Genomic DNA, 21,330 nt, shown 5'->3' with positions numbered 1-21,330 from the left:
CCGTGTACCTACTGTCTAGCTGTCGGGTGTGACATCCTCGAGCACCTCGGCGCCGAGATCAGCGATCACCGACGCCTCGAGATCTGTGGCTTCGTCGGTGGAGAGTACCGGGTCGACGGGCACCGGGTCCGCCTCGGCGGCCTGCGGCGCGGGCAACTCGGCGGGTGCGGCCTGCGGCGCCGTCGGCGCCTTGACGCCCGATCGTCCCGCGCGGCCCAGCCGGTACTCGACCGGTGGGTCGACGCCGAGCACGGCCGAGACGCTCCGGCGCAGCAGCGCCAGAGTCTCGGAGTCGCTCACGAGTTCCATGATGAACTGCTGGTCGGCCGGGAACTCGACGATGAGCGTGTCGTCCTCGACCTCGGCCTCGGTGCCATTGAAGCTGTGAGACCGTGATGGCTTGAGCTTCTTGAACTCAGCGAGGATGCCCGGCCACGCACGCTTGAGCGTGGCTACATCGAGCGGTCCGCGCTGCGCGCTCGCGTGCGGACGGGGCGCCTCGGCGGGTGCCGCGACGGTCTCCGGAGTCGCTTCGGGAGTCCCTACATTGGCGGCAGCAGCGGGCTGCTTCGACGCGGCAGCCACCGCAGGACTTGCCGGCTCGGCGATCGGGACGTCGCGCAGCGGCGTCCCCGCCTCCAGCGCGTCGAGACGCTCGGCCAGCGATTCGAGCGTGATGTCGGCCTGCGGCCGTGCCATCCGGGTGAGCGCCACCTCCACGGCCAGACGCTGGTCCGAAGCCGTACGCAGCTCGGACTGAAGGCGGCCGAGCAAGTCGAGCACGCGTGCGACGCGATCTGCGCCGAAGCGACCAGCCTGGCTCTCGAGCCTGCCGAGGTCGCGCGCGGTGGTGTCCACGGCAGCGTCGGCTCCCACCGCCGCGATCACGAACAGGTCGCGGAAATGCCGCACGAGCGCCTTCACGAACTCGCTCATGTCCACGCCGCCCTCGGCCAGCCGCGCCACGAAGCGGAAAGCGCCCGCCACGTCACGCTCCAACACGAGTTCGGCGGCCTGGAAGAGCAGCTCGGCATCCACCTCGCCGAGCAGGCCCTCGACATCCTCGAGCGTGATGGCGCCTCCTCCGAAGGAAGCGAGCTGCTCGAGGGTGGTGATCGCGTCGCGCATCCCACCGAGCGCGTGGCGCCCGATGAGCGTGAGCGCGCTGTCGGGCACGTTCACACCCTCGGCATCGGCGATCGTGCGCAGGCGGCTCACGATGTCCTCGACCGAGAGGCGATGGAAGTCGAAGCGCTGGCAGCGCGAGTGGATCGTCTCGGGCACCTTATGCGGATGCGTGGTGCACAGGATGAAGACCGTGTGGCTCGGCGGCTCCTCGATCGTCTTGAGGAGTGCGTTGAACGCCGAGGCCGAGAGCATGTGGACCTCGTCGATGATGTAGAGCTTCCAGCCGCCCCGCGACGGTGCGTAGTTCACGCGGCCGATGATCTGCTCGCGGACGTCGTCCACGCCCGTGCGCGATGCCGCGTCGAGCTCGTGCACATCGGGGTGCGTGCCCTCGGCGATGGCGATGCACTGCTCGCACGTCTCGTCCGGATCCGGTGTTGGGCCCTTCTCGCAGTTGAGCGCCTTGGCGAGGATGCGAGCGGTCGTGGTCTTGCCGGTCCCGCGCGGGCCGGTGAAGAGGTATGCGTGCGCCACCGCGTTCTCGGCGACCGCGTTGCGCAGGGTGCGCTCGATGTGCGTCTGGCCGACGACGTCGTTGAAGCTCTGCGGGCGGTACTTGCGGTACCACGACAGGTGGGTCATGAACGCGCCGCTCCTCGCTCAACGCTGACTGTCTTGCGCCGCTCCCGGCCGTGAGGGCCCTAGCGACGCGCGCGCTCCGGCGCTCGGACCCGAGCCCCGGACACCCGGTAGAGGCCGCTTATGGCTGCTTCCTTCCGGACCTGACCAGGTTCACGACATGCCGCCGCCCGAGACCCGGGCCGGAGCGCCGGAGCCGGTACCTCAGTATAGGGGGTCATCCGCGCCGGTGCGAGAGCGGGAGACGGCTAGAAGCCCACCCGGTGGAACCTCACCCCGAGCCAAACGCGCTCGCGCTCGCCCGGCATGCCCACTGGCCCCGCGGCACGGTCGCCCTCACACGCCTTGTTGACCTCGGCCTTGGTGCCGAAGACGAGCTCGGCCCAGCACGCGCGCGGGTCGCCGTCCTTGGGCTTGCCCACGCTTCCATCGCTCACGTAGTGCACGGCGCGGCCGTCGACCGCGGTGACCACGCGGTGATACGGGATGTGGATGTGCCCGACGCACACTACGTCCGCCTCGCCGATATCGGCGAGCTTGGCGAGGTTGTCGTCAGGGCGGTCGGGCATGAGGTACTCGTTGATGCGCCGGGGGCTGCCGTGGCACAGCAGCACACGCGCCTCGTCGGCCCCAAAGCGGATGTCGTCACGGAGCGCCGCCAGATACTCGTGCTCGGCACCGTCGAGCGCGGCGTCCGTGCGCGCGTAGCTCTCGGCGCCGACGCGCTTGTCCTCATCCGTGGGGTAGTAGCAGCCGCAACTGCCGGCCCGCTTGCCCACCCCGTCATCGTAGTTGCCACGGATCACCGGGTGACCCGTGGCGCGCACGCGCGCGATCACGCCAGACGGGTCGGGGCCGTACCCCACCAGATCGCCGAGGCAGTAGCGCTCCTCGGCGCCGCTGGCCTCGATGTCGGCGAGTACCGCCTCGAGCGCGGGAAGGTTCGCGTGGATGTCCGAGTAGAGCGCGATGCGACGCACGTCAGACCTCCCCGGGGGAGATCGCGGCCTGCTCTACGGCCGCCTCCACTTTCGGCAGGGCGCACTCCGCGCGTGCGCAGACCTGCGCCCGGGTGGCATTGGCGATCTTCACCAGCGTGAGCATCAGCGGCACCTCGACGAGCACGCCGACAACGGTGGCGAGCGCGGCGCCCGACTCAAGGCCCCACAGGGCGATGGCGACGGCCACGGCGAGCTCGAAGAAGTTCGAGGCGCCAACGAATCCGGCCGGCGCGGCGATCGGGTGCTCGAGACGCCACCAGTACGCCCAGCCGTACGCGATGCCGAAGATCAGGAACGTCTGAATCGCGAGCGGGACCGCGATGAGCAGGATGTGGAAGGGGTTCGAGACGATGATCTCACCCTGGAAGATGAAGATGATCACGAGCGTTGCGAGCAGCGCGACAATGGTCACCGGGCCGAACTTCGGCAGGAACGATTCCTTGAACCAGGCCTCGCCGTGACGCTTGACGAGCGAGGAGCGGGTGATCCATCCGCCTGCGAGCGGCACCACCACGAAGAGCACGACCGACAGTGCGAGGGTGGCCCAGGGGACCTCAACACCACCAACGCCGAGGAGCAATGAGACGATCGGCACGTAGGCGACCAGGATGATGAGGTCGTTCACCGCGACCTGCACGAGCGTGTAGGCCGGATCGCCGTCGGCCAGGTACGACCAGACGAACACCATGGCGGTGCAGGGCGCTGCTCCGAGGAGGATCGCTCCGGCAAGATACTGCTCGGCAAGCTCCGGCGTGATCCACGCTTTGAAGACGACGTTGAAGAAGAACCACGCGATCGCGAACATCGTGAACGGCTTGATGACCCAGTTCGTCACGGTCGTGACGACCAGGCCCTGCTTCTTCTCCCCCACCCGCTTGAGCGAGGCGAAGTCGATCTGCAGCATCATCGGATAGATCATGAGCCAGATAAGCACCGCTACCGGCAGCGAGATCTGTTCGACAGTGAACCGGTTCAGCCAGTCGGCCACGCCAGGCCAGCGGCTGCCAATGAACGTGCCGGCCGCGATGCACAACGCCACCCACACGGTCAGGTAGCGCTCGAACACGTTCATACGCTTCGCGGTCGGCTTGGACATGTCAGGCGCCCTCTCCCGTGCAGGTCGGTCGGTCACAGAGCAGAGCGCCGAGCGCATCGGCGAACTCCTCCAGCGGCTCAGCAGTAATGCAGTAGAGCATGCTCGTTCCCAGTGGTGTGGCATGCACGAGGCCGGCCCTCTTCAGCACGGTGAGATGCTGCGAGATGGTCGACTGCGCGAGCGGCAGTTCGGCGAAGACCTCGGCTCCGCGACAGGTGTCCTGCGCCGCAAGCAACCTCATGATGCGCACCCGGGCCGGGTGGCCGAGCGCGTGGGCGATCATGGCTGCTCGTTCGTCGTCCATCATGGCTCTCCCGAACGCATTAATCGTTATCTCACGATAGATTCTCGTACCGTGGCGCGTCAACGGTACTTACCCCCGTGTCGCAGGAAGTTTACGATGTGCTCAACCGATGGGGGGAGAAAACATGAGACGTGCACTCGCGCTGCTCCTGCTCGTGACGCTCGGCGCGGTGACCGCCCTGTCTGCCGCAGGCTGCTGCCCGCTACTCGAGTCGGCCAGCAACGACACCGGCGCCACAGGTGACTCAGCCAACGCCGTTATCAGCGCGCCGTCGCTCGAGGAGTTCCTCGACGCCGATGCCAAGACCGGCTCCTACCAGACCCATACCGAGTGGTATGAGGGTGACTCGTTCGACCAGACCGGTGAGTTCTGGGTGGACGGACGCTTGTTCCGGTACGACATCTACGAGGATGGGAATCTCGTGCGCTCGGTCATCTCCCCCGACGGCGTGACCGCGTACTTCGTCTTCTACGACGAACAGATCTGTGAGCCGTCGGTGGCGAGCGTGGACTACTACCTGACACGCTACACGATGCCCGACGGGGAAGGCGTTGAAGACGGAACGGATGAAGAGTCCGGCGCCACGCGCATCGTCTACGCGGTGCAGGAGACCGACGACATGGCCGGGGCGGCCAACTCCTGGTACTCGGAGGATGTCACCTACCTCGTGAAGGACGATGTGGTGATCGGGGTCATCACCAGGGGCGCCGTGCCCGAGGACGACGGCAGCATCGAGGGACTCGATGTGAACCGTGAGATCTGGTCGGATGTGAAGGCCGGTGCGCCGATTCCCGCCGACACGTTCGAACTCCCCTTCCCGATCCAGGAGGCCGAGTAGCAGCTTCCTGCCGCATCGTTCGCCGAACGCACGAAGGGCGGCCCCGGGCCGCCCTTCGGCACGTCACTCACTGATTGCCGAAGTGGTTCAGCCCTGCTAAGGTACGGCCAGGTCTCGCAACGTACGACTTGCGAGAGGGCAGCGGTGGTGAACCGCTCGACACGGCATCCAGTAGCAACTCACCACCGCAGCCCTCCTCGACATGCACGATTCCCGATTCCAAGGACTCTTGAACGCACGAAGGGCGGCCCGTGAGGGCCGCCCTTCGGCTACGATCTAACGCCGAGCTCGCTGTTTAGAGCGCGCGGACGTTGGTCGCCTGCTTCTTGCCATTGTTGCCAGTGGCTTCCTCGAACGAGACCTTCTGGCCCTCATCGAGGGTCTTGAAGCCTTCGGTCTGGATCTCGGAGAAGTGGACGAACAGATCGTCGCCATCCTCACGCGAGATGAAACCGTAGCCCTTGTCCGCGTTGAACCACTTAACGGTACCTTCAGCCATTCCTAACCTTCTTCCTCGCCCCATCGGGGCAAAACAAAACGACGTGACTGCCGCTTAGAATGCGGTGTGTCACGTCGCAATCCTTCGGACCCCATCGGTCCGTGGGCGCAGTATGACAGGTTCCGCGCCAGAAAGCGAATCACCGACCCGCTAGGAAGACCGCCACAACTCGCAGGTCCACTCGCGACAGATGTCGGCACGGTACTCCCGCGGCAGCATACATCCCGTTTCCGGATGGCAGAACTGGCACTTGCGGACGTCGACCCACGCCGGCAGCGACGCGCGGTATGCCTCGCCTTCGAGCGTGGGTGGGTGGCTGAGCCGCGGGTCGTGCAGGGGCTCCACGCCGGCCCGACCCGCGCCGTACGTGGCGTCGGTCACGAGAAGTGCGCCGGACTCCTGCAGCCGCTCCAGCCACAGCTGGATGTAATCGGGTAGCCACCCGTCGCCGATATACTCGCCGTTCTCGTCGTGCGCGAGGTAAAGCGCGCAGCAGAGCCCGCCACATTCGTTGCAGAGCTCGAAGTCCTCCGAGGCGGGCACGCTACTCGCCTGCGTGTCGGGCGAGGTACCTCGCCCACCGCTCGTCGACCCACGCCTGTACCTCGGCGACCGTCTCATCGGAGACGCCCCGAAAGCGGCCCTGCGTCTTCAGGTAGTCGGCCACGGGCGTGCGCGACTTGTCGGACTTCGCGAGTGCCGCGCTCCTGCCGGTGAGGCGGAAGACGCCATCCTCGACCTCGTAGAGCACGACAAGCCCGGTGTCCACGGCAAGCTTGCCGAGGCGGACAGTGTCCTTTGGGTCGAAGTTCCAGCCGCTCGGGCACGGGGTGTTCATGTGGATGTAGCGCAGACCGCTGCGGCCACGTGCCTTGAGGACCTTGTCATAGACGTCGGTGGGGTACGCGGCGCTCGTGCTCGCAACGTAACCAATACCGTGCGCCTCCATGATCGCGGGCACGTCCTTGGGGTTCTCGCGCTTGCCCGCCCAGGTGGTGGTGGTGCGCGCGCCCGCAGGCGTGGAGCCGGAGCGCTGCGTGCCGGTGTTCATGTACGCCTCGTTGTCGTAGCAGACGTAGATGAAGTCGTCGTTGCGTTCGGCCGCGCCCGAGAGCGCCTGGATGCCGATGTCGGCCGTCCCGCCGTCGCCCGCCATGGCGAGCACGGTCATCTCATCCTCGCGACCCATGGCGCGCAGTCCCGCGCGCACGCCAGCGGCTGCAGCCGCGGTACTCGGGAACGCGACGTTGATCCACGGGATGTCGAGTGAGGCGATTGGATACATGCCGCCGAGGACGGTGAGGCAGCTCGCGGGATTGACGAGCACCATCTGGCCGTCGAGCGCCTTGGTGATGGCGCGCAGACCGATGCCGATGCCGCAGCCCGCGCACGCGCGATTGCCGGAGAGCAGATGCTCGGTGGTGGGGAGTTCGGTCACGCGCGTCATCGCATGCTCCCCTCGGCCAGGTTGATCCACTGCGGCTCGCGGTCGCGCACGCCCGCCTCGAGGTCCGCGAGCGCGTCACGCGTGGCAGCAGCCAGGTGGTCGGGCGACACATCGCGCCCGCCGAGCCCGCAGATGGCGCCGAAGACGGCGGGCGCATCCTCGGCGGCATAGAGTGCGGCCTTCAGGTCCTCGGCGATCGGACCCTGGAAGCCGTAGCTGAGCGCCTTGTCGAAGACGAGCGCGAGCGAGCGGCCGGTCAGGCGCTCGCGGAGCGCGTCAACCGGGAACGGCCGGTAGCAGCGGATGCCGAGTACGCCGGCGCGTACGCCTTCGGCGCGGAGCGTCTCAGCCACAAGCGTGAGCTGGGTAACGAGCGACCCGGCGGCCACGAGCACGACCTCGGCGTCGTCGAGGAGGTACTCGCTCGTGAGCCCACCCCAGGAGCGGCCGAGCGCGGCCTCCCACTCGGCGTCGGTATCGGGCACCGCCTCAAGCGCCTCGAGAAGTGCTGCATTGTGCATGGCGCGGAGCTCCATGTAGCCGGGCTGGAGCACGCCATCGGCGTCCTTCCGTGGATCAGCAAGCGTCACGGGGCCCACGTTGCGCGGGTCGTTCACGTCCACGATCTGGAGCGGCTGCGTGCGCGGCGGCAAGAAGCCGTCGACCACCTCGGCCGAGGGGACATCCACCGGCATCATCGTGTGGGACAGCAGGAAGCCGTCATAGCAGACCATCACCGGCACGTTGCTGCGCTCGGCGATCTTGAACGCCTGCGCCGTGGTATCGAGGATCTCCTGGTTAGTGCGGCAGTAGAGCTGCACCCAACCCGCGTCGCGCACGCTCATCGAGTCCTGCTGGTCGTTCAGCACGTTCCACGGCGCCGCCATCGCGCGGTTGGCCACGCACATCACGATCGGCAGCCGCGCACCGGCCGCCCACCAGATCTGCTCGGTCATGTACGCGAGCCCGTTCGCGCTCGTAGCCGTGAACGCGCGAGCGCCCACGGTGGACGCGCCGATACACACGGTGAGCGCCGAGTGCTCGGACTCAACGGCCACGAACTCGGCGGGGAGCTCGCCTTCCTCCACCCACTTGGAGAGCTGCTCGACCACGGGACTCTGCGGCGTGATGGGGTACGCGGCGATCACCTGCGCCCGCGCAAGCTTGACGGCCGTAGCCGCGGCATCGTTGCCGGTCATCACTTTGACGGTCACTTCGCACCGCCTTCCGGCAGGTCGCATGTGCCGTGCTCGCGCTCGGGCATCATCTCGATGGCATCCGCCGGGCACTCCTCGGCGCAGATGCCGCACCCCTTGCAGTACTCAAGCGCGATCTCCGGCGGCATTCCCTGGGTGATGCAGGCATCCGGGCAGTAGCTCCAGCACAGCTGGCAGGTGATCTTGCCGGCCTTGGCCGCGAGGCATAGCTCGGGCTGCATCACCGGGCGGCTGCTGCGCCAGTCGCCGGTGCGGCCGGCCTCACCCACGCTCGGACGCGACATGTCGATGGTCCTGAGGTTCATGCGCTCGCCCCCTCGCCGCTCGTGCACTCGAAGGCGATGCGCGCCGCCTCGACATTCTTTGCGGCAGGTGCAGCCGCGAACGCTTCGCGAATGGCCGCCTCGACGCTCTCGAGCGTCACGAGTCCGGTTGCCTTCGCAAACGCGCCCACGATGGCGGCCGAGACGATCGGCTGGCCGCCGACGATGACTCCAGCGGCCTCAGCGGCGCCGGTCACATCGGAGGCAACCACTCGGAAGTCGCCGGACAGACCGAGCGCTTCGGCAGGCTGGGTGGTGTTCACGAGCACGATGCCGCCCGGCTTCATGCCTGCGGTCGCGTTCGCGACGGCCAGCAGCGAGTCGTCGAGCACCACGGCGACGTCGGGCGTGGTCACCTGCGAAAGCATGCGGATCTCCTCGCGGGCGAGACGCGTGGACGCGGTGATCGGCGCGCCGCGGCGCTCGGCGCCGAACGACGGGGCAGCAGTAACGCCACTCCAGCCGCTCTTGAACGCCGCATCGGCCAGGATCTTGGAGGACGTGACCGCCCCCTGGCCGCCACGGCCGTGCCAGCGGATCTCGATCAGCTCGCTGCTCACCGCCGCACCTCGCAGTCGTTGTCGGTGGCGTTCGGGTCCGCTCCGTCGTCGGCCTCGCTCGCGAACACCTTCACATCGGTCAGCCCGAGTGCTTCGGCGGCCGTCTCCCGCAGCTTGTACTTCTGGATCTTGCCCGAGGCCGTCATCGGAAACGCCTCGACGAAGAAGACATACTTCGGCGCCTTGTAGCGCGCCATGCGGGCACGCGCGTACTCCTGCACGTCCTCTTCGGTGATCTCACTCCCGGCGCTGCGGCGGACGAACGCGCCCACGACTTCGCCGTACTTGGCATCCGGCACGCCCACGACCTGAGCATCTTCCACGCCCGGCATCGTGTAAAGGAACTCCTCGATCTCGCGCGGGTAGATGTTCTCGCCGCCGCGGATGATCATGTCCTTGATGCGTCCGGTGATGCGGTAGTACCCGTGCTCGTCGACGGTCCCGATGTCACCGGAGTGCAGGAAGCCGTCGGCATCGATCGCGGCCGCCGTGGCCTCGGGCATCTTGTAGTAGCCCTTCATCACGTTGTAGCCGCGGCAGCAGAACTCGCCCGGAACACCCGGAGGACACTCCTCGCCCGTCTCGGGGTCGATCACGCGCACCTCGACCTGGTCGTGCTTGCGGCCCACCGTCTCGCACTTGCGCTCGAGCGTGTCGTCGGTGGTGGTCTGCGTGAAAACGGGCGACGTCTCGGTGAGTCCGTAGCAGATCGTCATCTCCGAGGCATGCATCTTGTCGATCACCTGGCGCATGGTCTCGATCGGGCATGGCGAGCCGGCCATGATGCCGGTGCGTAGACTCGTGAGGTCGAACATGCTGAACATCGGGTGCGCGAGCTCGGCGATGAACATCGTCGGCACACCGTAGACCGCAGTCGCGCGCTCCTTCTGTATGGCGGCGAGCACCAGCAGCGGGTCGAACTGTTCCACGCCGACGATCGTCGCTCCATGCGTCAGCACCGCCAGCACGCCGAGCACGATGCCGAAGCAGTGGAAGTACGGCACCGGCAGGCACACGCGGTCGGCCGGCGTGAAGTCCTGCCGCTCTCCGATGTAGAAGCCGTTGTTGAGGATGTTGCGGCTCGTGAGCATGACGCCCTTGGGGAAGCCGGTGGTGCCCGAGGTGTACTGCATGTTGATGGTGTCGTCGGCCGAAAGCGACGCGGTGACCGCGCGAAGCTCGTCGTCCGGCGTGTTCTCGCCCAGGATCAGCAGCTCGGGCATCGCGTAGAAGCCGCGGTGCTTCTCCGGGCCCATGTAGATGAGCGACTTCAGGCGTGGGAACCGCTCCGAGTTCAGATGACCGCGCTGCTGCGTGGCGGCCTCGGGCACGAGCTCACGCACGATCTCCACGTAGTTGACATCGCGGAACGTGTCGATGATCGCGAGCGCCTTCATGTCGGACTGCTCGATCACGTACGCGAGCTCATGCGCCTTGTAGACAGGGTTCACCGTGACGAGCACTGCCCCGATCTTCGCGGTCGCGAACGCGAGCGTGAGCCAGTCGGGGATGTTGCGCGCCCAGACACCCACGTGGTCGCCCTTGCCGATGCCGATGGCAAGCAGGCCGTTCGCGAGCTGGTCCACTCGGGCGTCGAACTGCGAGTATGTCCAGCGCAGATCGCGGTCGGGATAGACGATGAAGTCGTTGTCGCCGTGCCCGGCAACGACACGCTCGAAGTACTGGCCGATGGGCAGGTCGGTGTGCAGCTCGCTCTCCGGTGTTGTCGCCATCTCGCGCCCCTACGCCGGCGCGTAGACGACGGCGAGGATCTTCGCCGAGGCACCGTCGGCTGCCCGCACCTGGTGAGGGACGATCGAGTCGTAGTAGATGCTGTCGCCTGCGGCGAGCGTGCGGGTCTCCTTGCCGTACTCGACGTCGATCGCGCCCTCGAGGACGTAGAGGAACTCCTCGCCCTCGTGACTGGAGAGCTTGTGCGCCCCTTCGGCGGCAGGCTGGACGTCGATGAGGAACGGCTCCATGTGACGGGCGACCTTCCCGGCCGCGAGCGAGAAGAAGCCAAGCACGCCGGCATCGCTCACCGTCTCGAGGTCGCGCAGGCGCGAGACAGCCTCGGCATCACCGTGACGCGTCACGATGGGGCCGAGTTCGGTCTCGTCGTCGAGCAGCGTGCCGAGTCGCACGCCGAGCGCCCGCGTGAGCTTGATCAGCGGCGTGAGCGAGGGCGCAACCTCGCCGCTCTCGAGCCGCGTGATGGTGTTGGCATCGCAGCCGCTTCGCTCGGCGAGTTCGTCCACCGAGAGTCCGAGCGACGTGCGGAGCGTGGTGATCTTCCCGCCGATGCGGTTGTCGGATGCCATGCGGCGCCCCTCCCCTGTCTCCCTGCCGCCGCAGCGCGACGACTGGGAGCATGATAGCGGAACACAGACGCGCCGAAGAGATGTGTTCCCGGAAGGCGTCGCGAGCGCGGGCGCCTAGGCGGCGCTCAGCGACAGCAGCGCGAGAAGCGGCCAGCCGCCGACGTTGAGTCGCACGCGGTCGCGCGACCCGTCGAGGGTGACCCAGTCATCGTAGGTGGACTCCTCGACCGTCGGCGGCGTCATCATCACGGTCTCGGCCGGCTCAAGCGAGAGAGCCACCTGACTCGCGATCATGTTGGCAAGCTCGCCGAGCACGCTCGCGGTGATCTGTTCGAACTCCTCGGCATGCTCATCACAGCCGACCATGTGCGAGAGCATCGACTCACAGAGCCTCCGTGGGGCCACTACCGACACCATGCCGCCGATCGGGCCGTGGAAACAGCTACAGCCAAGAAGGCATGTGTCGCGCGAGAATCCGTGCAAGTCATCTGCCGGCTCTGCGAGCACGGTGGCGAACTGGTCGACCACGGTGTGGGCAGCGCGCGACAGAACGTCGTGCGCGCCGCATGCGTCGACTGTCGCCACCCCCACGGACATACCCGACCCCCACATGGTCTCAGCCCTGTATAGAGGACAACGCGCCACTCTTAACACAGGTTACGGCTGCCGCCCGCCATCGGATAGGGTATAGGCGTTCTAGCCATCGCACGAGGGGAGTGAACGATGATCGACGGCATCCCGGAGGTCAGCGACTTTGCCGGCGAACCCGGCACGCGCACGTGTCCGAAGTGCGGAGCCATCATGGATGACGGCAGCCTGAACGCGCAGCGCGACGCGCGCTACATCCCCAGTCGGAGCGCGGGCTGGCCGGACTCCACCGCCCTGTCAGCCCACGCATGCATCGCATGCGGGTACGTCGAACTGGCGACCGATCCGGTTGCCGTCCGCTGCATGCTCGCGGGCGTGAAGCCGCCACAGCCGGGGAAGAAGCCCGGCCTGCTCTAGGAGGGTGCCATGGCAATCATCTTTCGGCCGGGAGGCACAGTCGCCCAAGGCGCCACCTCCGAGTCGTACGACTCGGCGAAGCCACCCGAACCCGTGCCGGTCAGCGCCGTGGGGTCGATTGTGGCGCTCCTGGCGGCGGCCGGGGTCGCCGCGTCCATCACCATGCTCTACCTGGGTATGGGGACGATCATGGAGACCTCGGGGGCGTTCGTTGCGTCGGGTGGCCCGTACGAGATCGTGAGTCCGGCGCCCGACTGGGTGTGGCTGATCCCGGTCTCCATATGGACGATGCTCATCTTCGGCGGTCTCGCGCTGTTCGCAACGAAGCGGGGCTGGGGCGAGAGTCCGCTGCTGTACGGATGGATGGGCCTGTTCATCCCCCTCGGATGGAACTTCCTGCGCCTGGGCCTGAACCCGCCCGAGTTCATGGCGAGCACCTGGGGCTGGATCGTCTCGGGCATCGTGTTCTGGATCATGGGACTTGTGCCGGTCGGTTTCGTGGTGAGCCGGGCCATCGATGCGTTCAAAGACGCACGAGCCGGCAACCCGCAGAGCACGATCTCCGGCAGGCCGACACGCGGCATCTACCTCGCCTTGCAGGTTGTCGGTGTGGCGGTGGGCATCATCGCAGGCAACGCGCTGTTCACGGCGGTCACCGGAGTCTGAACTCCGGTATCGCACACGAGCGGGCGCCGGCGCGGAGCCGTCAGTACACCTCGGGCACGTATGTCTGCGAGTCGATCGGCGGGCGAACATAGCCGCCGGTCGACTGTTTGCGTGGCGGCAGCTTGAACGGCTTCTGCACAACGTCCTCGTAGTGGATCTGGTGGAGCAGATGATGGATGCAGTTGAGGCGTGCGCGCTTCTTGACGTCACCCTCCACGACCCACCACGGCGACTCCTTGGTGTCCGTGTACTTGAACATCTCGTCTTTGGCGCGCGAGAACTCCTCCCAGCGGTCCCGACCCTGTAGGTCGGTGTCCGAGAACTTCCAGCGCTTGAGCGGATCGTCGATGCGCTCCTGGAAGCGACGGTCCTGCTCGTCGTCCGAGATTGAGAACCAGTACTTGATGAGGATGATGCCGCTGCGCTTGAGCATGCGCTCGAACTCCGGGCAGTCGCGGAAGAACTCCTGGACCTGCTCCTCGGTGGTCCACCCCATCACGCGCTCAACGACCGCGCGGTTGTACCAGGAGCGATCGAACATCACCATCTCGCCTGCGCCGGGCAGCTGCGAGACGTAGCGCTGGAAGTACCACTGGCCGTCCTCGCGCTCGGTCGGAGCGGGCAGTGCCACGATGCGGCAGATGCGGGGATTGAGCGCGTCGGTGATCCGCTTGATGGTGCCGCCCTTGCCCGCGGCGTCGCGGCCCTCGAAGACCACGACCACACGCAGGCCCTCGCGCTTCACCCACTCCTGCAGCTTCACGAGCTCGATCTGCAGCTTCTCGAGCTCCTTGAGGTAGACTTCGGTGCTCATCTTCTTGGGCTTGGGCCCGCTCGGATCATCGACGTACGCGCGGTACACGTCCTTCTCCGGGTCGTGCGGCTTCTTGCCGTTCTGCTTGCTCATCGCAACCCCTTACCTCTTGCCGCCCTTGCGCTTCTGAGGCGTTCCCTTGCGCTTGCGCTTCGGCACGACGCTCTTGCGGATCGTGAGCAGGCTCTCCTGCGCGCACAGCCCGGGCGCGCCCTCGGCAGGCTGGAGATGCTCGTACGTGCCATCGGCGCGCATGATGCGCGTCTTCACGTCGTCTGTGAGGTACATCTGAAGGATCTCTTCGCGCAGCCGCTTGACGAGCTTGGGATCGCGCACGGGGGCGAGTACCTCCACGCGCCGGTCGAGGTTACGTGGCATGAGGTCGGCGCTGCCGATGTATACATCAGGCTCACCGTTGTTGGCGAACCAGTAGATGCGGCTGTGCTCGAGGAAGCGGCCGACCAGGCTCTTCACGCGGATCGTCTCGCTCACGCCCGGCACACCCGGGCGTAGGCAGCACACGCCGCGCACGAGCAGATCGATCTCGACGCCTGCCTGGGACGCCTCGTATAGAAGCGCGATCAGCTTCTGATCCACGAGCGAGTTCATCTTGAGGATGAGCGCGCCGCCGTGGCCGGCGACCGCATGATCGATCTCGCGTCTGATGAGCGCGACAAGGCCTTCACGAAGGTCCACGGGTGCTACCAGAAAGCGCCTGTACGCGTTCTTCCGAGCATAGCCGGTCACGAGATTGAACAGCGCCGAGGCATCTTCGCCCATCTTGTCGTCGCAGGTGAGCAGGCCGAGGTCGGTATAGAGCATCGCCGTTACCGGGTTGTAGTTGCCCGTGCCGACGTGTACGTAGCGGCGGATCTTGCCCGCCTCGCGGCGTACCACGAGCGAGACCTTGCTGTGGGTCTTGAGGCCGACAAGGCCGTACACGACGTGCGCCCCCACCGCCTCAAGCGCGCGCGCCCACTCGATGTTACTCTCCTCGTCGAAGCGCGCCTTGAGCTCGACGAGGACCGCCACCTCCTTGCCGGCAAACGCGGCATCCATGAGCGCCTCGACGATCGGCGAGTCGGCACCCACCCGGTACAGCGTTATCTTGATGGCGAGCACGTCGGGATCGTGCGCTGCCTGCCGGATGAGCGCGACGACCGGTTGGAACGATTCGTACGGGTGGTGAAGCAGGATGTCCCGCTCGCGGATCGCGGTGAAGATGTCGCTCTCCGCGCCCTCGCCCAGCTGCACGGTGAGGGCCGGCACGAACGGAGCGTACTTGAGGTCGGGCCGGTCGATCTTCGAAAGCGAGAACAGGTCGCTCATCCCCAGCGGCGGGTCGATCGTAAGCACGTCGGTCGGGTCCATGTTGAGGTTCTCGACGAGGATGTCGCGGATGTTCTCCGGCATCGTCGGTTCCACCGTCATGCGCACGACCGAGCCGAAGCGGCGCTGCCGGATGCCCTGCTCGATCGTCTCGAGCAAGTCGTCGGCCTCGAGCTCCTGGATGACCATCTCCGCGTCACGCGTGATGCGGAACGGATGCGCGGCGACCACCTCGTAGCCGGGGAACAGCGCGCCCGCGTGGGCCATCACCAGCTGGTCGAGCCAGACGAACGTATGCTCTCGCCCTGACTCTGCGCCCGGCGCCACAAGCGGGACGAGCCGCGGCAGCGCTTTGGGCACCTTCACGCGCGCGAAACGCTCTTCGCCGTCGGGGCCGGTGACTACGATCGCAATGTTCATGCTCAGGTTCGAGATGTGCGGGAACGGACGGCCGGGGTCGAACGCCAGCGGTGTGAGCACCGGGAACACCTCAGAGGCGAAGTACTCGTCTGCGATAGCGCGCTCGGCGTCACCGAGATCGGCGTAGTCGAGCAGCCTGATCCCTGTGGCGGCCAGCTCGCCCTTGAGCCGGTTGAAGCTCTCGCGCGCTGCGCCGAGCATGAGCGGGATACGCTCGCGCACGAGCACCAGCTGCTCGGCCGCCGTGAGTCCGTCGTCGGAGAGTCCTCCCACGCCGGCCGCGATCTGCTGCTTGAGACCGGCCACGCGGACCATGTAGAACTCAGAGAGGTTGGAGCTGAAGATGGCGAGGTACTTGGCACGCTCGAGAAGCGGGTTGCGCGGATCGTTGGCTTCCGCAAGCACGCGATCCTGGAACTCAAGAAGCGCTGTCTCCCGGTTCAGATAGAGCTCCGGAGACGTCAGCTTGACCGCCTTACGCACAACCATTCGGCGCCATCCCCTCCCCGCTCGCTCACGTGCGAGCCTCGTGCCTTCAGTGTAGCGGCACGGGCGGGATGTGTGCCGTGTGACTTACTGGTCATTGGCGTGAGGCGCCGGGTGCGCTAGCGTCAGCGTATGGCAGGCGGCGACGCGACGGGAGCCAGCGTGGGCAAGAAGAAGGACTCTGCGAAAAGCGCGCACGCTACCTGCGGCAGCTGCCGCAACTTCGATGCCCGCAAGAAAGGCGGCTACTGCAAGCGCCGCGACAAGAAGCGCTCCGCCGACGAGAAGCCCTGCGGCCACTTCGATCCGCGTTAGGGCGTCACGCTCCGCCCCCGGCGATCTCGACCGGCATCCCCCACACGAGCTCGAACAGAGCGGCCTTCCGCGCGGCGGCCTGCACTTCGATGTCGAGCGGAGGCCGCCCGGTCACCGTCAGCCGCACCCAACCCTCGCTCACCTCGGCGACGATGCCGTCCACCCTTCGGCCGTGGGAGCGGTCGAGCCCGTCGGCGATCTTGAGGAGCGCAGCCAGTCGCGAGACCGTGCCCCGCTCGGCCTCGCCGAGCGAGTCAAGCGCCTCATGCTTCGCCTTCGGTAGCGACCCGGCGTGATAACGGGCGATCGCCGCGATGAGGCGACGCTCGGCCGCGCTGAAACCCGGAAGCGTCGCGTGTGTGATCAGGTGGTAGCTATGCTTGTGATGCTGCTCGTAGGAGACGTGGTAGCCCACATCGTGCAGCAGCGCCGCAGCCTCGAGGAGCGGCCGGTCCTCCGGGTCGAGGGCGAGCGGTGAGCGCAGCGCATCGAACAGGGCAAGGGAGAGGCGGCACACCTGCTCGGCGTGCTGAACGTCGTGTCGGCACTGTCGGCCGAAGTCGCGCGCGGAGCGCATGCGGTCCACTTCGGGCGCAGGACCGCGCTCGCGTTCCACGGTGTCGATGATGATGCCCTCCCGCATGCCGCGAGCATTTGCGATCACGCTCGCGCAGCCGAGCGCGCGCATCGCCTCGTCAAGCACGACCGCTCCCGCCACGATGAGGTCCACGCGCCCGTCCGACATCCCCTTGATCGCTGCGCGCTCCTTGGCGGTGGTGCGAGCCAGCCGCTCGCGCAGCGACTTGAGTTCCGCGCGGCCGATCTCGAAGCCGTGCATGCTCACGAGCCCGGGGCTGCGGTCGGCGGCGACGATGGCCGCCAGCGTGGTGACGGTTCCGCCCGAACCCACGAAGGCGGCCGGCGGCTCCTCGCCTGCGGGCAGCGCCCCGGCGAGCGTCGTCCGAACGTGCCTGCCGAGGTCGCGGTACTTGTGCTTGGACATTGGGTCGGCGGTGCGGAAGCGCTCCGAGAGCACCACCGCGCCCAGCGGCAGCGAGACGATCCGCTCCACGTCGCGGCCGGATGCGCGCACGAGCTCCACCGAACCGCCGCCGATGTCGATGATCGCGATGCTGCCCGTGAGCGCCAGGCTCTCGACCGCGGAAAGCAGCGCGAGACGACCTTCCTGTTCGCCGCTGATGACCTCCACGTCCAGTCCGAGCTCATCGTGCAGGCGCTCCACGAACGCAGCGCCGTTGCTTGCCGAACGCACCGCTTCGGTGGCGATCGCGCGGACGTGCGTGACTTCGAACTCGCGCGCGATGCGAAGCATCATGTCGAGCGCGTGTACGCTCTCGTCCATCGCGTGCTCCGACAGCCGCCCCGTCTCGGCGAGCCCCGCACCGAGCCGTGCGAACGCGCGCTCCTCGTCGAGCACCACGCGCGGACCGCCCACCGGGACCTCGACCACGGTGGTCCGGATCGAGTTCGAGCCTATGTCGATGGCGGCGATCCTCACTGGATGTCGCCGCTTTGTACCGCCGGGACGCCGGCGAGCGCGAGCGAGGCGTTGGTGTAGCGCGGATCGTCGGTCACCTCGCGGCCGAACCAGGAGGGCGCGACGAACGCCTGGGCCTGCTCGAGCGACGCGAACTCCACCTCGGCGATCACGAGACCCGCGAGCGTGCCCTCGAAGACGTCGAGCTCGTAGCCAAGCTCGCCCGCCGGCAGGACCGCACGGCGCTTCTCGATGCGTCGGCCTTCCGTGAGCGGCCACAGATCGTCGAACTGCGCCTGCGTGATGGAGATCTCACGCTCCTCGCGTACCAGTCCGGCGCCGCTCTTCGCGGTGAGCGTGAGCGCTCCGCCCGCGTTCCGCACGCGCACCTCGCCCCCCGGTCCCGAAGCGAGGTAGCCCTGCCGAAGCGACGTCCACGGCCCGGTCGCAACCCCGGCGGGCGCATCGGATACCAGGTACTTCCGTTCGATCTCCATGACGCTCCGGGGGTCGCGTTCTGCCATCGGACTTCAGTCTACACGCTGGTCGCGAAGCGACCATCCGCATGCGGTACACTCGGCTGGACGGCGGATCCGAAGGAGCGGCGACGTGGCGAAGCGCGGCAAGAAGTCGAAGAAGGGCTCGCGGGCGACGCCCGCCAAACTCGTCTCGCTCAAGAGGGCGCCAGAGAGCAAAAAGCGTCAGGTGAAGGAGCCGAAGGTTGCGCCCGAGGCGACACCGGATGCCGCCGCGCCGGAGACCTCGCTCGCGCGCATCAGCCAGCTCGAGTCGGACCGCACCAACCTCATGGCCCAGGTGGCCTGGGCGCGCGGTGTCGCCCAGGAGCAGCAGAAGGCGCTCGAGGTGGAGCGTCAGCGCGCCGAAAAGCTGGCAACCGAACTCGAGGCGCAGCGCACGCGGGTGGAGCAGTTGAAGGCGCTGACCGCGCTCGATCGCCTGCTCGGGCGACACAAGCGCATCTAGGCGCCCGGCTCGCCGCCTGGCTCGACGATCGGCAGCGGCTCAACCACCGACTCCCCTTCGTCCCACCCCTCGGACCACGGCTCGTCGCCAACGATCACCGGCGAGACCACGCCCGCTTCCTCCCAGCCGTCGGCCTCTTCGGCGGCCACCACAGCCTGCTCCGGCTCCGGAGCGCGCGTGAGCGGCAGCAGCAGCCGGGGCAGCAGCGTCTCACCCGGATGCTCCGCCGCAAGCGCTGCGAACCGCTCGAAGCCAGCATGCGCCTGCGCTTCGATCACGCTCTCCAGCTCGACCAGCGCGCCGGCCGGCACCCCCGCCTGCCGGGCGTCCTGCGCGATCTCGGGTGAGCGCAGCAACTCGAGGAAGACGTGCATGTCGTGCATGTCGCCGAGGGTGTCCTGGAACGCGGTGAGCGTGGCATGCACGGCATCGAATGCGTCGTCGTAGCAGGGCGCGAACGCCTCCGCCGCATACCGCAGGCGCTTGTAGTGGATGCGCAGCTCGTGTTGCTGCGTCACGCTTGCTTCGCTCAGGGCGGCCGGCTGAGCGCCGAAGACGGTGGCCGCGCGCTCGGCGATGGCGCCGTACGCGAACGCCGCAAACGGCACGCTCGCCCGGCGAGGATCCGCGAGATGGAATGCGAGGGCCTCGAGCGACCGGCGACCGCCCTCCAGATCCAGATGCCCCAGCTCGGCATTCAGCGCTGCGAGCTCGTGTTCGCGCCGGCCGAACCGGTAGCCGATCATGAACGCCACCGCGCGCTTACCCTCGCCGCCCACCCGGCTGCCGAGCTTCGCGAAGTCCTCGATGAACACGTCCGAGTCGCGCACCGGACCGAGCGCGCGCGTGATGCGGCGGACTCGCCTGTACCACGCCCTGAACTCGCGACGCGGATACAGCGGCTCGAGCAGCCGCATCGCCTCGCGCAGGCGCCGCGACGCCACCCGCATGTCGTGGACAGCGTCGGCGTCCGCGCCGCTGCGCGCCGCTTCCTCAAGCGCGAAGAGCGGCTCGGCCTTGGCGAGCAACAGCGCCGGCGCCGCTTCGGCAAGCGGCGTCCGCGCGCTGACACCCGGGATGATGAAGCGCTTGTTCATGCGTGCGTGCTCCCCGCGGTTGCAGACAAGTGGACATCGCTACCTAGCCACGTATTCGGCGCTCTCCCACGTCGTGCCCACGAAGTGCGCGCCGTCCTCGGTGCTCACGAGCATGTCGATGGTGATACCGGCCCTCAACAGGCGCGGGTTGATGATGTTCTCGAGTATGTCCGAGCCCATTGGGAGGTACTCGGCGGGGATGTCCATGCCCATCACCTTCGCCGAGTTCAGGTTCAGGTTGAGCCCGCCGCCGGCCGCCTCCCCGCTGCCCGAGACCTCCACCGGCCAGTCGCGTCCGGCATACGACACAACCATCGATGCTCTCGCCGTGTTACCGCCGGCAAGCTCGACGTCCATGCTCTTGATCGGCCAGTACGACGAGTCGTGGTGGAAGGACATGAGCGCTGAGAGCTCGGCTTCGGTGAGCGTGACGTCGACCGCTTTCTGCCCGGTGTAGACACGCTCGTAGGCGGCCGGATCGGCGTCTGCCGGAAGCTCCGGCCACACCAGACCGACCTTGTTGATCGCACTGTCGAAGTCGGCCTCGCTGTAGGCGACGGCATCGTCGTTCGTGGTGACGGCCGCCACCACGAGTACCGTGCCGATACAGCCGAGCAGCAGCACCACGGCGATGATCGCCGCGATGAGGCACCCCTTGCGCTTCTTCTTCGGCGGTGCGACGGCCTCCGGCGCGTATCCCGCCTGTGCGGGCTGGTTGCCATACGGCGCCTGCGGCTCCGGTGCCGGTGCGTAGCCCGGAGGCGGTGTCGGCGGTACGGGCGGCTGTGGCGGCTGCGGGTAGCCGGTGTTCGTGTCCATGCGCTCCCCCTCGGTGTGACGCGACCTTCAGCATGAGCCTAGTGGCTGCACCGGCCAGCCGCAAGGGCGCGCGTCGTACCGCCGAAGGGGTACACAGTGCCCAGGACGATGCGGCCGAAGGGAACGCACGTGACCGTGAAGAACCCGGACCTGCTGCCTCTCTTCGGCGAGCTACGCGCGCTCCTTGAGCCGTACGCCGCCCACTTCACTGTTCGTCGCGACGAACCCGACTACTACGATCTGTGGTCGGAGCGGGACGTGGTCATCGACGGCCGCGAGCGGCACGAGATCTTCTTCGCGGGTCTCATCATCCAGAAGAGCTACGTGGGCTTCTACTACATGCCGATCTACGCCGATCCACAGGCTGCCGCCGACTTCTTCGGCCCCGAGCTGCTCGCCACGCTCAAGGGGAAATCGTGCTTCTACATCAGGCAGCTGACACCTGAGATTCGAACGCAGATGAAGCAGGCGCTCGCCAAGGGGTACGAACTGTACGAAGAGCGAGGTTGGACCTAGCGCCGGGG

Annotated in this window: 25 protein-coding genes and 1 other RNA gene; 6 read left to right on the top strand and 20 right to left on the bottom strand. The window is 67.2% G+C overall.

What is annotated here, in order from left to right; genetic code table 11:
- Positions 1-15: 15 nt before the first annotated feature.
- The 5 genes from dnaX to Q7W51_03125 all read right to left on the bottom strand — a co-directional run bounded on the left by dnaX (position 16) and on the right by Q7W51_03125 (position 4,168).
- Entirely contained in the window at positions 16-1,770 is a 1,755-nt protein-coding gene (gene dnaX / locus Q7W51_03145; protein ID MDO8847370.1) for a DNA polymerase III subunit gamma/tau, read from the bottom strand.
- Positions 1,771-1,854: 84 nt separating this feature from the next.
- Positions 1,855-1,950: signal recognition particle sRNA small type (gene ffs / locus Q7W51_03140), an RNA gene on the bottom strand.
- A gap of 65 nt (positions 1,951-2,015) precedes the next feature.
- The gene (locus tag Q7W51_03135) at positions 2,016-2,747 is read right to left on the bottom strand and encodes a metallophosphoesterase family protein (GenBank protein ID MDO8847369.1); all 732 of its coding nucleotides are present in this window, start codon (positions 2,745-2,747) and stop codon (positions 2,016-2,018) included.
- Position 2,748: 1 nt separating this feature from the next.
- Positions 2,749-3,864: an ACR3 family arsenite efflux transporter gene (gene arsB / locus Q7W51_03130; protein MDO8847368.1), complete on the bottom strand. Its 1,116-nt coding sequence runs from the start codon at positions 3,862-3,864 to the stop codon at positions 2,749-2,751.
- Between the two features lies 1 nt (position 3,865).
- Positions 3,866-4,168, bottom strand: coding sequence for a metalloregulator ArsR/SmtB family transcription factor (locus Q7W51_03125; protein MDO8847367.1), 303 nt, complete (start codon positions 4,166-4,168; stop codon positions 3,866-3,868).
- A gap of 124 nt (positions 4,169-4,292) precedes the next feature.
- Here Q7W51_03125 and Q7W51_03120 point away from each other — a divergent pair, with 124 nt between their 5' ends.
- Positions 4,293-5,006 carry a hypothetical protein gene (locus Q7W51_03120; protein MDO8847366.1) on the top strand — a complete coding sequence of 238 codons (714 nt, stop codon included), beginning with the start codon at positions 4,293-4,295 and terminating at the stop codon, positions 5,004-5,006.
- 295 nt (positions 5,007-5,301) lie between these two features.
- Here the strand turns inward: Q7W51_03120 and Q7W51_03115 are convergent, their stop codons facing one another.
- From Q7W51_03115 to Q7W51_03075, 9 genes are all read right to left on the bottom strand, one after another.
- On the bottom strand, positions 5,302-5,505 hold the full coding sequence (locus tag Q7W51_03115; protein ID MDO8847365.1) for a cold-shock protein: 204 nt from the start codon (positions 5,503-5,505) through the stop codon (positions 5,302-5,304).
- A 150-nt stretch (positions 5,506-5,655) separates the two neighbouring features.
- Positions 5,656-6,048, bottom strand: a complete 393-nt coding sequence (locus tag Q7W51_03110; GenBank protein MDO8847364.1) for a hypothetical protein — start codon at positions 6,046-6,048, stop codon at positions 5,656-5,658.
- Between the two features lies 1 nt (position 6,049).
- The gene (locus tag Q7W51_03105; protein ID MDO8847363.1) at positions 6,050-6,952 is read right to left on the bottom strand and encodes a thiamine pyrophosphate-dependent enzyme; all 903 of its coding nucleotides are present in this window, start codon (positions 6,950-6,952) and stop codon (positions 6,050-6,052) included.
- The gene (locus tag Q7W51_03100) at positions 6,949-8,166 is read right to left on the bottom strand and encodes a transketolase C-terminal domain-containing protein (protein MDO8847362.1); all 1,218 of its coding nucleotides are present in this window, start codon (positions 8,164-8,166) and stop codon (positions 6,949-6,951) included. Before Q7W51_03100 ends, Q7W51_03105 begins: the two co-directional genes overlap by 4 nt.
- Positions 8,163-8,474 (bottom strand): 4Fe-4S binding protein, encoded by a 312-nt coding sequence (locus Q7W51_03095; GenBank protein ID MDO8847361.1) that lies wholly within the window; start codon positions 8,472-8,474, stop codon positions 8,163-8,165. Before Q7W51_03095 ends, Q7W51_03100 begins: the two co-directional genes overlap by 4 nt.
- Positions 8,471-9,040, bottom strand: coding sequence for a 2-oxoacid:acceptor oxidoreductase family protein (locus Q7W51_03090; GenBank protein MDO8847360.1), 570 nt, complete (start codon positions 9,038-9,040; stop codon positions 8,471-8,473). Before Q7W51_03090 ends, Q7W51_03095 begins: the two co-directional genes overlap by 4 nt.
- Before the next feature lie 8 nt (positions 9,041-9,048).
- A complete protein-coding gene (locus tag Q7W51_03085) occupies positions 9,049-10,785 on the bottom strand; it encodes an AMP-binding protein (protein MDO8847359.1) in 1,737 nt (578 codons plus the stop codon).
- A 9-nt stretch (positions 10,786-10,794) separates the two neighbouring features.
- The gene (locus Q7W51_03080) at positions 10,795-11,373 is read right to left on the bottom strand and encodes a cupin domain-containing protein (protein MDO8847358.1); all 579 of its coding nucleotides are present in this window, start codon (positions 11,371-11,373) and stop codon (positions 10,795-10,797) included.
- A gap of 114 nt (positions 11,374-11,487) precedes the next feature.
- Entirely contained in the window at positions 11,488-11,970 is a 483-nt protein-coding gene (locus tag Q7W51_03075) for a chemotaxis protein CheX (GenBank protein ID MDO8847357.1), read from the bottom strand.
- Positions 11,971-12,096: 126 nt separating this feature from the next.
- On the opposite strand from Q7W51_03075, the gene Q7W51_03070 reads away from it, so the two are divergent.
- Both Q7W51_03070 and Q7W51_03065 read left to right on the top strand, forming a co-directional pair.
- The gene (locus Q7W51_03070; protein MDO8847356.1) at positions 12,097-12,378 is read left to right on the top strand and encodes a hypothetical protein; all 282 of its coding nucleotides are present in this window, start codon (positions 12,097-12,099) and stop codon (positions 12,376-12,378) included.
- A gap of 9 nt (positions 12,379-12,387) precedes the next feature.
- Positions 12,388-13,044, top strand: a complete 657-nt coding sequence (locus Q7W51_03065; protein ID MDO8847355.1) for a hypothetical protein — start codon at positions 12,388-12,390, stop codon at positions 13,042-13,044.
- 40 nt (positions 13,045-13,084) lie between these two features.
- On the opposite strand, the gene ppk2 is transcribed toward Q7W51_03065, so the two are convergent.
- The gene (ppk2, locus tag Q7W51_03060; GenBank protein MDO8847354.1) at positions 13,085-13,858 is read right to left on the bottom strand and encodes a polyphosphate kinase 2; all 774 of its coding nucleotides are present in this window, start codon (positions 13,856-13,858) and stop codon (positions 13,085-13,087) included.
- Between the two features lie 102 nt (positions 13,859-13,960).
- Entirely contained in the window at positions 13,961-16,096 is a 2,136-nt protein-coding gene (gene ppk1, locus Q7W51_03055) for a polyphosphate kinase 1 (GenBank protein MDO8847353.1), read from the bottom strand.
- Positions 16,097-16,255: 159 nt separating this feature from the next.
- On the opposite strand from ppk1, the gene Q7W51_03050 reads away from it, so the two are divergent.
- Positions 16,256-16,408: a hypothetical protein gene (locus tag Q7W51_03050; GenBank protein ID MDO8847352.1), complete on the top strand. Its 153-nt coding sequence runs from the start codon at positions 16,256-16,258 to the stop codon at positions 16,406-16,408.
- Positions 16,409-16,412: 4 nt separating this feature from the next.
- Here the strand turns inward: Q7W51_03050 and Q7W51_03045 are convergent, their stop codons facing one another.
- Both Q7W51_03045 and Q7W51_03040 read right to left on the bottom strand, forming a co-directional pair.
- A complete protein-coding gene (locus Q7W51_03045) occupies positions 16,413-17,927 on the bottom strand; it encodes a Ppx/GppA phosphatase family protein (protein ID MDO8847351.1) in 1,515 nt (504 codons plus the stop codon).
- Positions 17,924-18,430: a CYTH domain-containing protein gene (locus Q7W51_03040; protein MDO8847350.1), complete on the bottom strand. Its 507-nt coding sequence runs from the start codon at positions 18,428-18,430 to the stop codon at positions 17,924-17,926. The genes Q7W51_03045 and Q7W51_03040 overlap by 4 nt, the downstream gene beginning before the upstream one ends.
- A gap of 85 nt (positions 18,431-18,515) precedes the next feature.
- Here Q7W51_03040 and Q7W51_03035 point away from each other — a divergent pair, with 85 nt between their 5' ends.
- Positions 18,516-18,890 (top strand): hypothetical protein, encoded by a 375-nt coding sequence (locus Q7W51_03035; GenBank protein MDO8847349.1) that lies wholly within the window; start codon positions 18,516-18,518, stop codon positions 18,888-18,890.
- Here Q7W51_03035 and Q7W51_03030 read toward each other — a convergent pair.
- Entirely contained in the window at positions 18,887-19,987 is a 1,101-nt protein-coding gene (locus Q7W51_03030) for a CHAD domain-containing protein (protein MDO8847348.1), read from the bottom strand. The two genes, Q7W51_03035 and Q7W51_03030, sit on opposite strands and share 4 nt — an antisense overlap.
- A 39-nt stretch (positions 19,988-20,026) precedes the next feature.
- The gene (locus Q7W51_03025) at positions 20,027-20,806 is read right to left on the bottom strand and encodes a hypothetical protein (protein MDO8847347.1); all 780 of its coding nucleotides are present in this window, start codon (positions 20,804-20,806) and stop codon (positions 20,027-20,029) included.
- A gap of 129 nt (positions 20,807-20,935) precedes the next feature.
- Here Q7W51_03025 and Q7W51_03020 point away from each other — a divergent pair, with 129 nt between their 5' ends.
- A complete protein-coding gene (locus Q7W51_03020; GenBank protein ID MDO8847346.1) occupies positions 20,936-21,322 on the top strand; it encodes a DUF1801 domain-containing protein in 387 nt (128 codons plus the stop codon).
- The last annotated feature ends 8 nt before the right edge of the window (positions 21,323-21,330 follow it).

This window comes from Coriobacteriia bacterium, assembly GCA_030652115.1.
Taxonomy (GTDB): Bacteria; Actinomycetota; Coriobacteriia; order Anaerosomatales; family Anaerosomataceae; genus UBA6100.
This window is presented reverse-complemented; position numbering and strand designations above follow the sequence as displayed.

Coding starts and splice junctions, on each gene's coding strand:
- dnaX (MDO8847370.1), bottom strand. CDS start 1,770: ATGACCCACCTGTCGTGGTACCGCAAGTACCGCCCGCAGAGCTTCAAC.
- arsB (MDO8847368.1), bottom strand. CDS start 3,864: ATGTCCAAGCCGACCGCGAAGCGTATGAACGTGTTCGAGCGCTACCTG.
- Q7W51_03125 (MDO8847367.1), bottom strand. CDS start 4,168: ATGGACGACGAACGAGCAGCCATGATCGCCCACGCGCTCGGCCACCCG.
- Q7W51_03120 (MDO8847366.1), top strand. CDS start 4,293: ATGAGACGTGCACTCGCGCTGCTCCTGCTCGTGACGCTCGGCGCGGTG.
- Q7W51_03115 (MDO8847365.1), bottom strand. CDS start 5,505: ATGGCTGAAGGTACCGTTAAGTGGTTCAACGCGGACAAGGGCTACGGT.
- Q7W51_03105 (MDO8847363.1), bottom strand. CDS start 6,952: ATGACGCGCGTGACCGAACTCCCCACCACCGAGCATCTGCTCTCCGGC.
- Q7W51_03095 (MDO8847361.1), bottom strand. CDS start 8,474: ATGAACCTCAGGACCATCGACATGTCGCGTCCGAGCGTGGGTGAGGCC.
- Q7W51_03085 (MDO8847359.1), bottom strand. CDS start 10,785: ATGGCGACAACACCGGAGAGCGAGCTGCACACCGACCTGCCCATCGGC.
- Q7W51_03080 (MDO8847358.1), bottom strand. CDS start 11,373: ATGGCATCCGACAACCGCATCGGCGGGAAGATCACCACGCTCCGCACG.
- Q7W51_03075 (MDO8847357.1), bottom strand. CDS start 11,970: ATGTCCGTGGGGGTGGCGACAGTCGACGCATGCGGCGCGCACGACGTT.
- Q7W51_03070 (MDO8847356.1), top strand. CDS start 12,097: ATGATCGACGGCATCCCGGAGGTCAGCGACTTTGCCGGCGAACCCGGC.
- Q7W51_03065 (MDO8847355.1), top strand. CDS start 12,388: ATGGCAATCATCTTTCGGCCGGGAGGCACAGTCGCCCAAGGCGCCACC.
- ppk2 (MDO8847354.1), bottom strand. CDS start 13,858: ATGAGCACCGAAGTCTACCTCAAGGAGCTCGAGAAGCTGCAGATCGAG.
- ppk1 (MDO8847353.1), bottom strand. CDS start 16,096: ATGGTTGTGCGTAAGGCGGTCAAGCTGACGTCTCCGGAGCTCTATCTG.
- Q7W51_03040 (MDO8847350.1), bottom strand. CDS start 18,430: ATGGCAGAACGCGACCCCCGGAGCGTCATGGAGATCGAACGGAAGTAC.
- Q7W51_03030 (MDO8847348.1), bottom strand. CDS start 19,987: ATGAACAAGCGCTTCATCATCCCGGGTGTCAGCGCGCGGACGCCGCTT.
- Q7W51_03025 (MDO8847347.1), bottom strand. CDS start 20,806: ATGGACACGAACACCGGCTACCCGCAGCCGCCACAGCCGCCCGTACCG.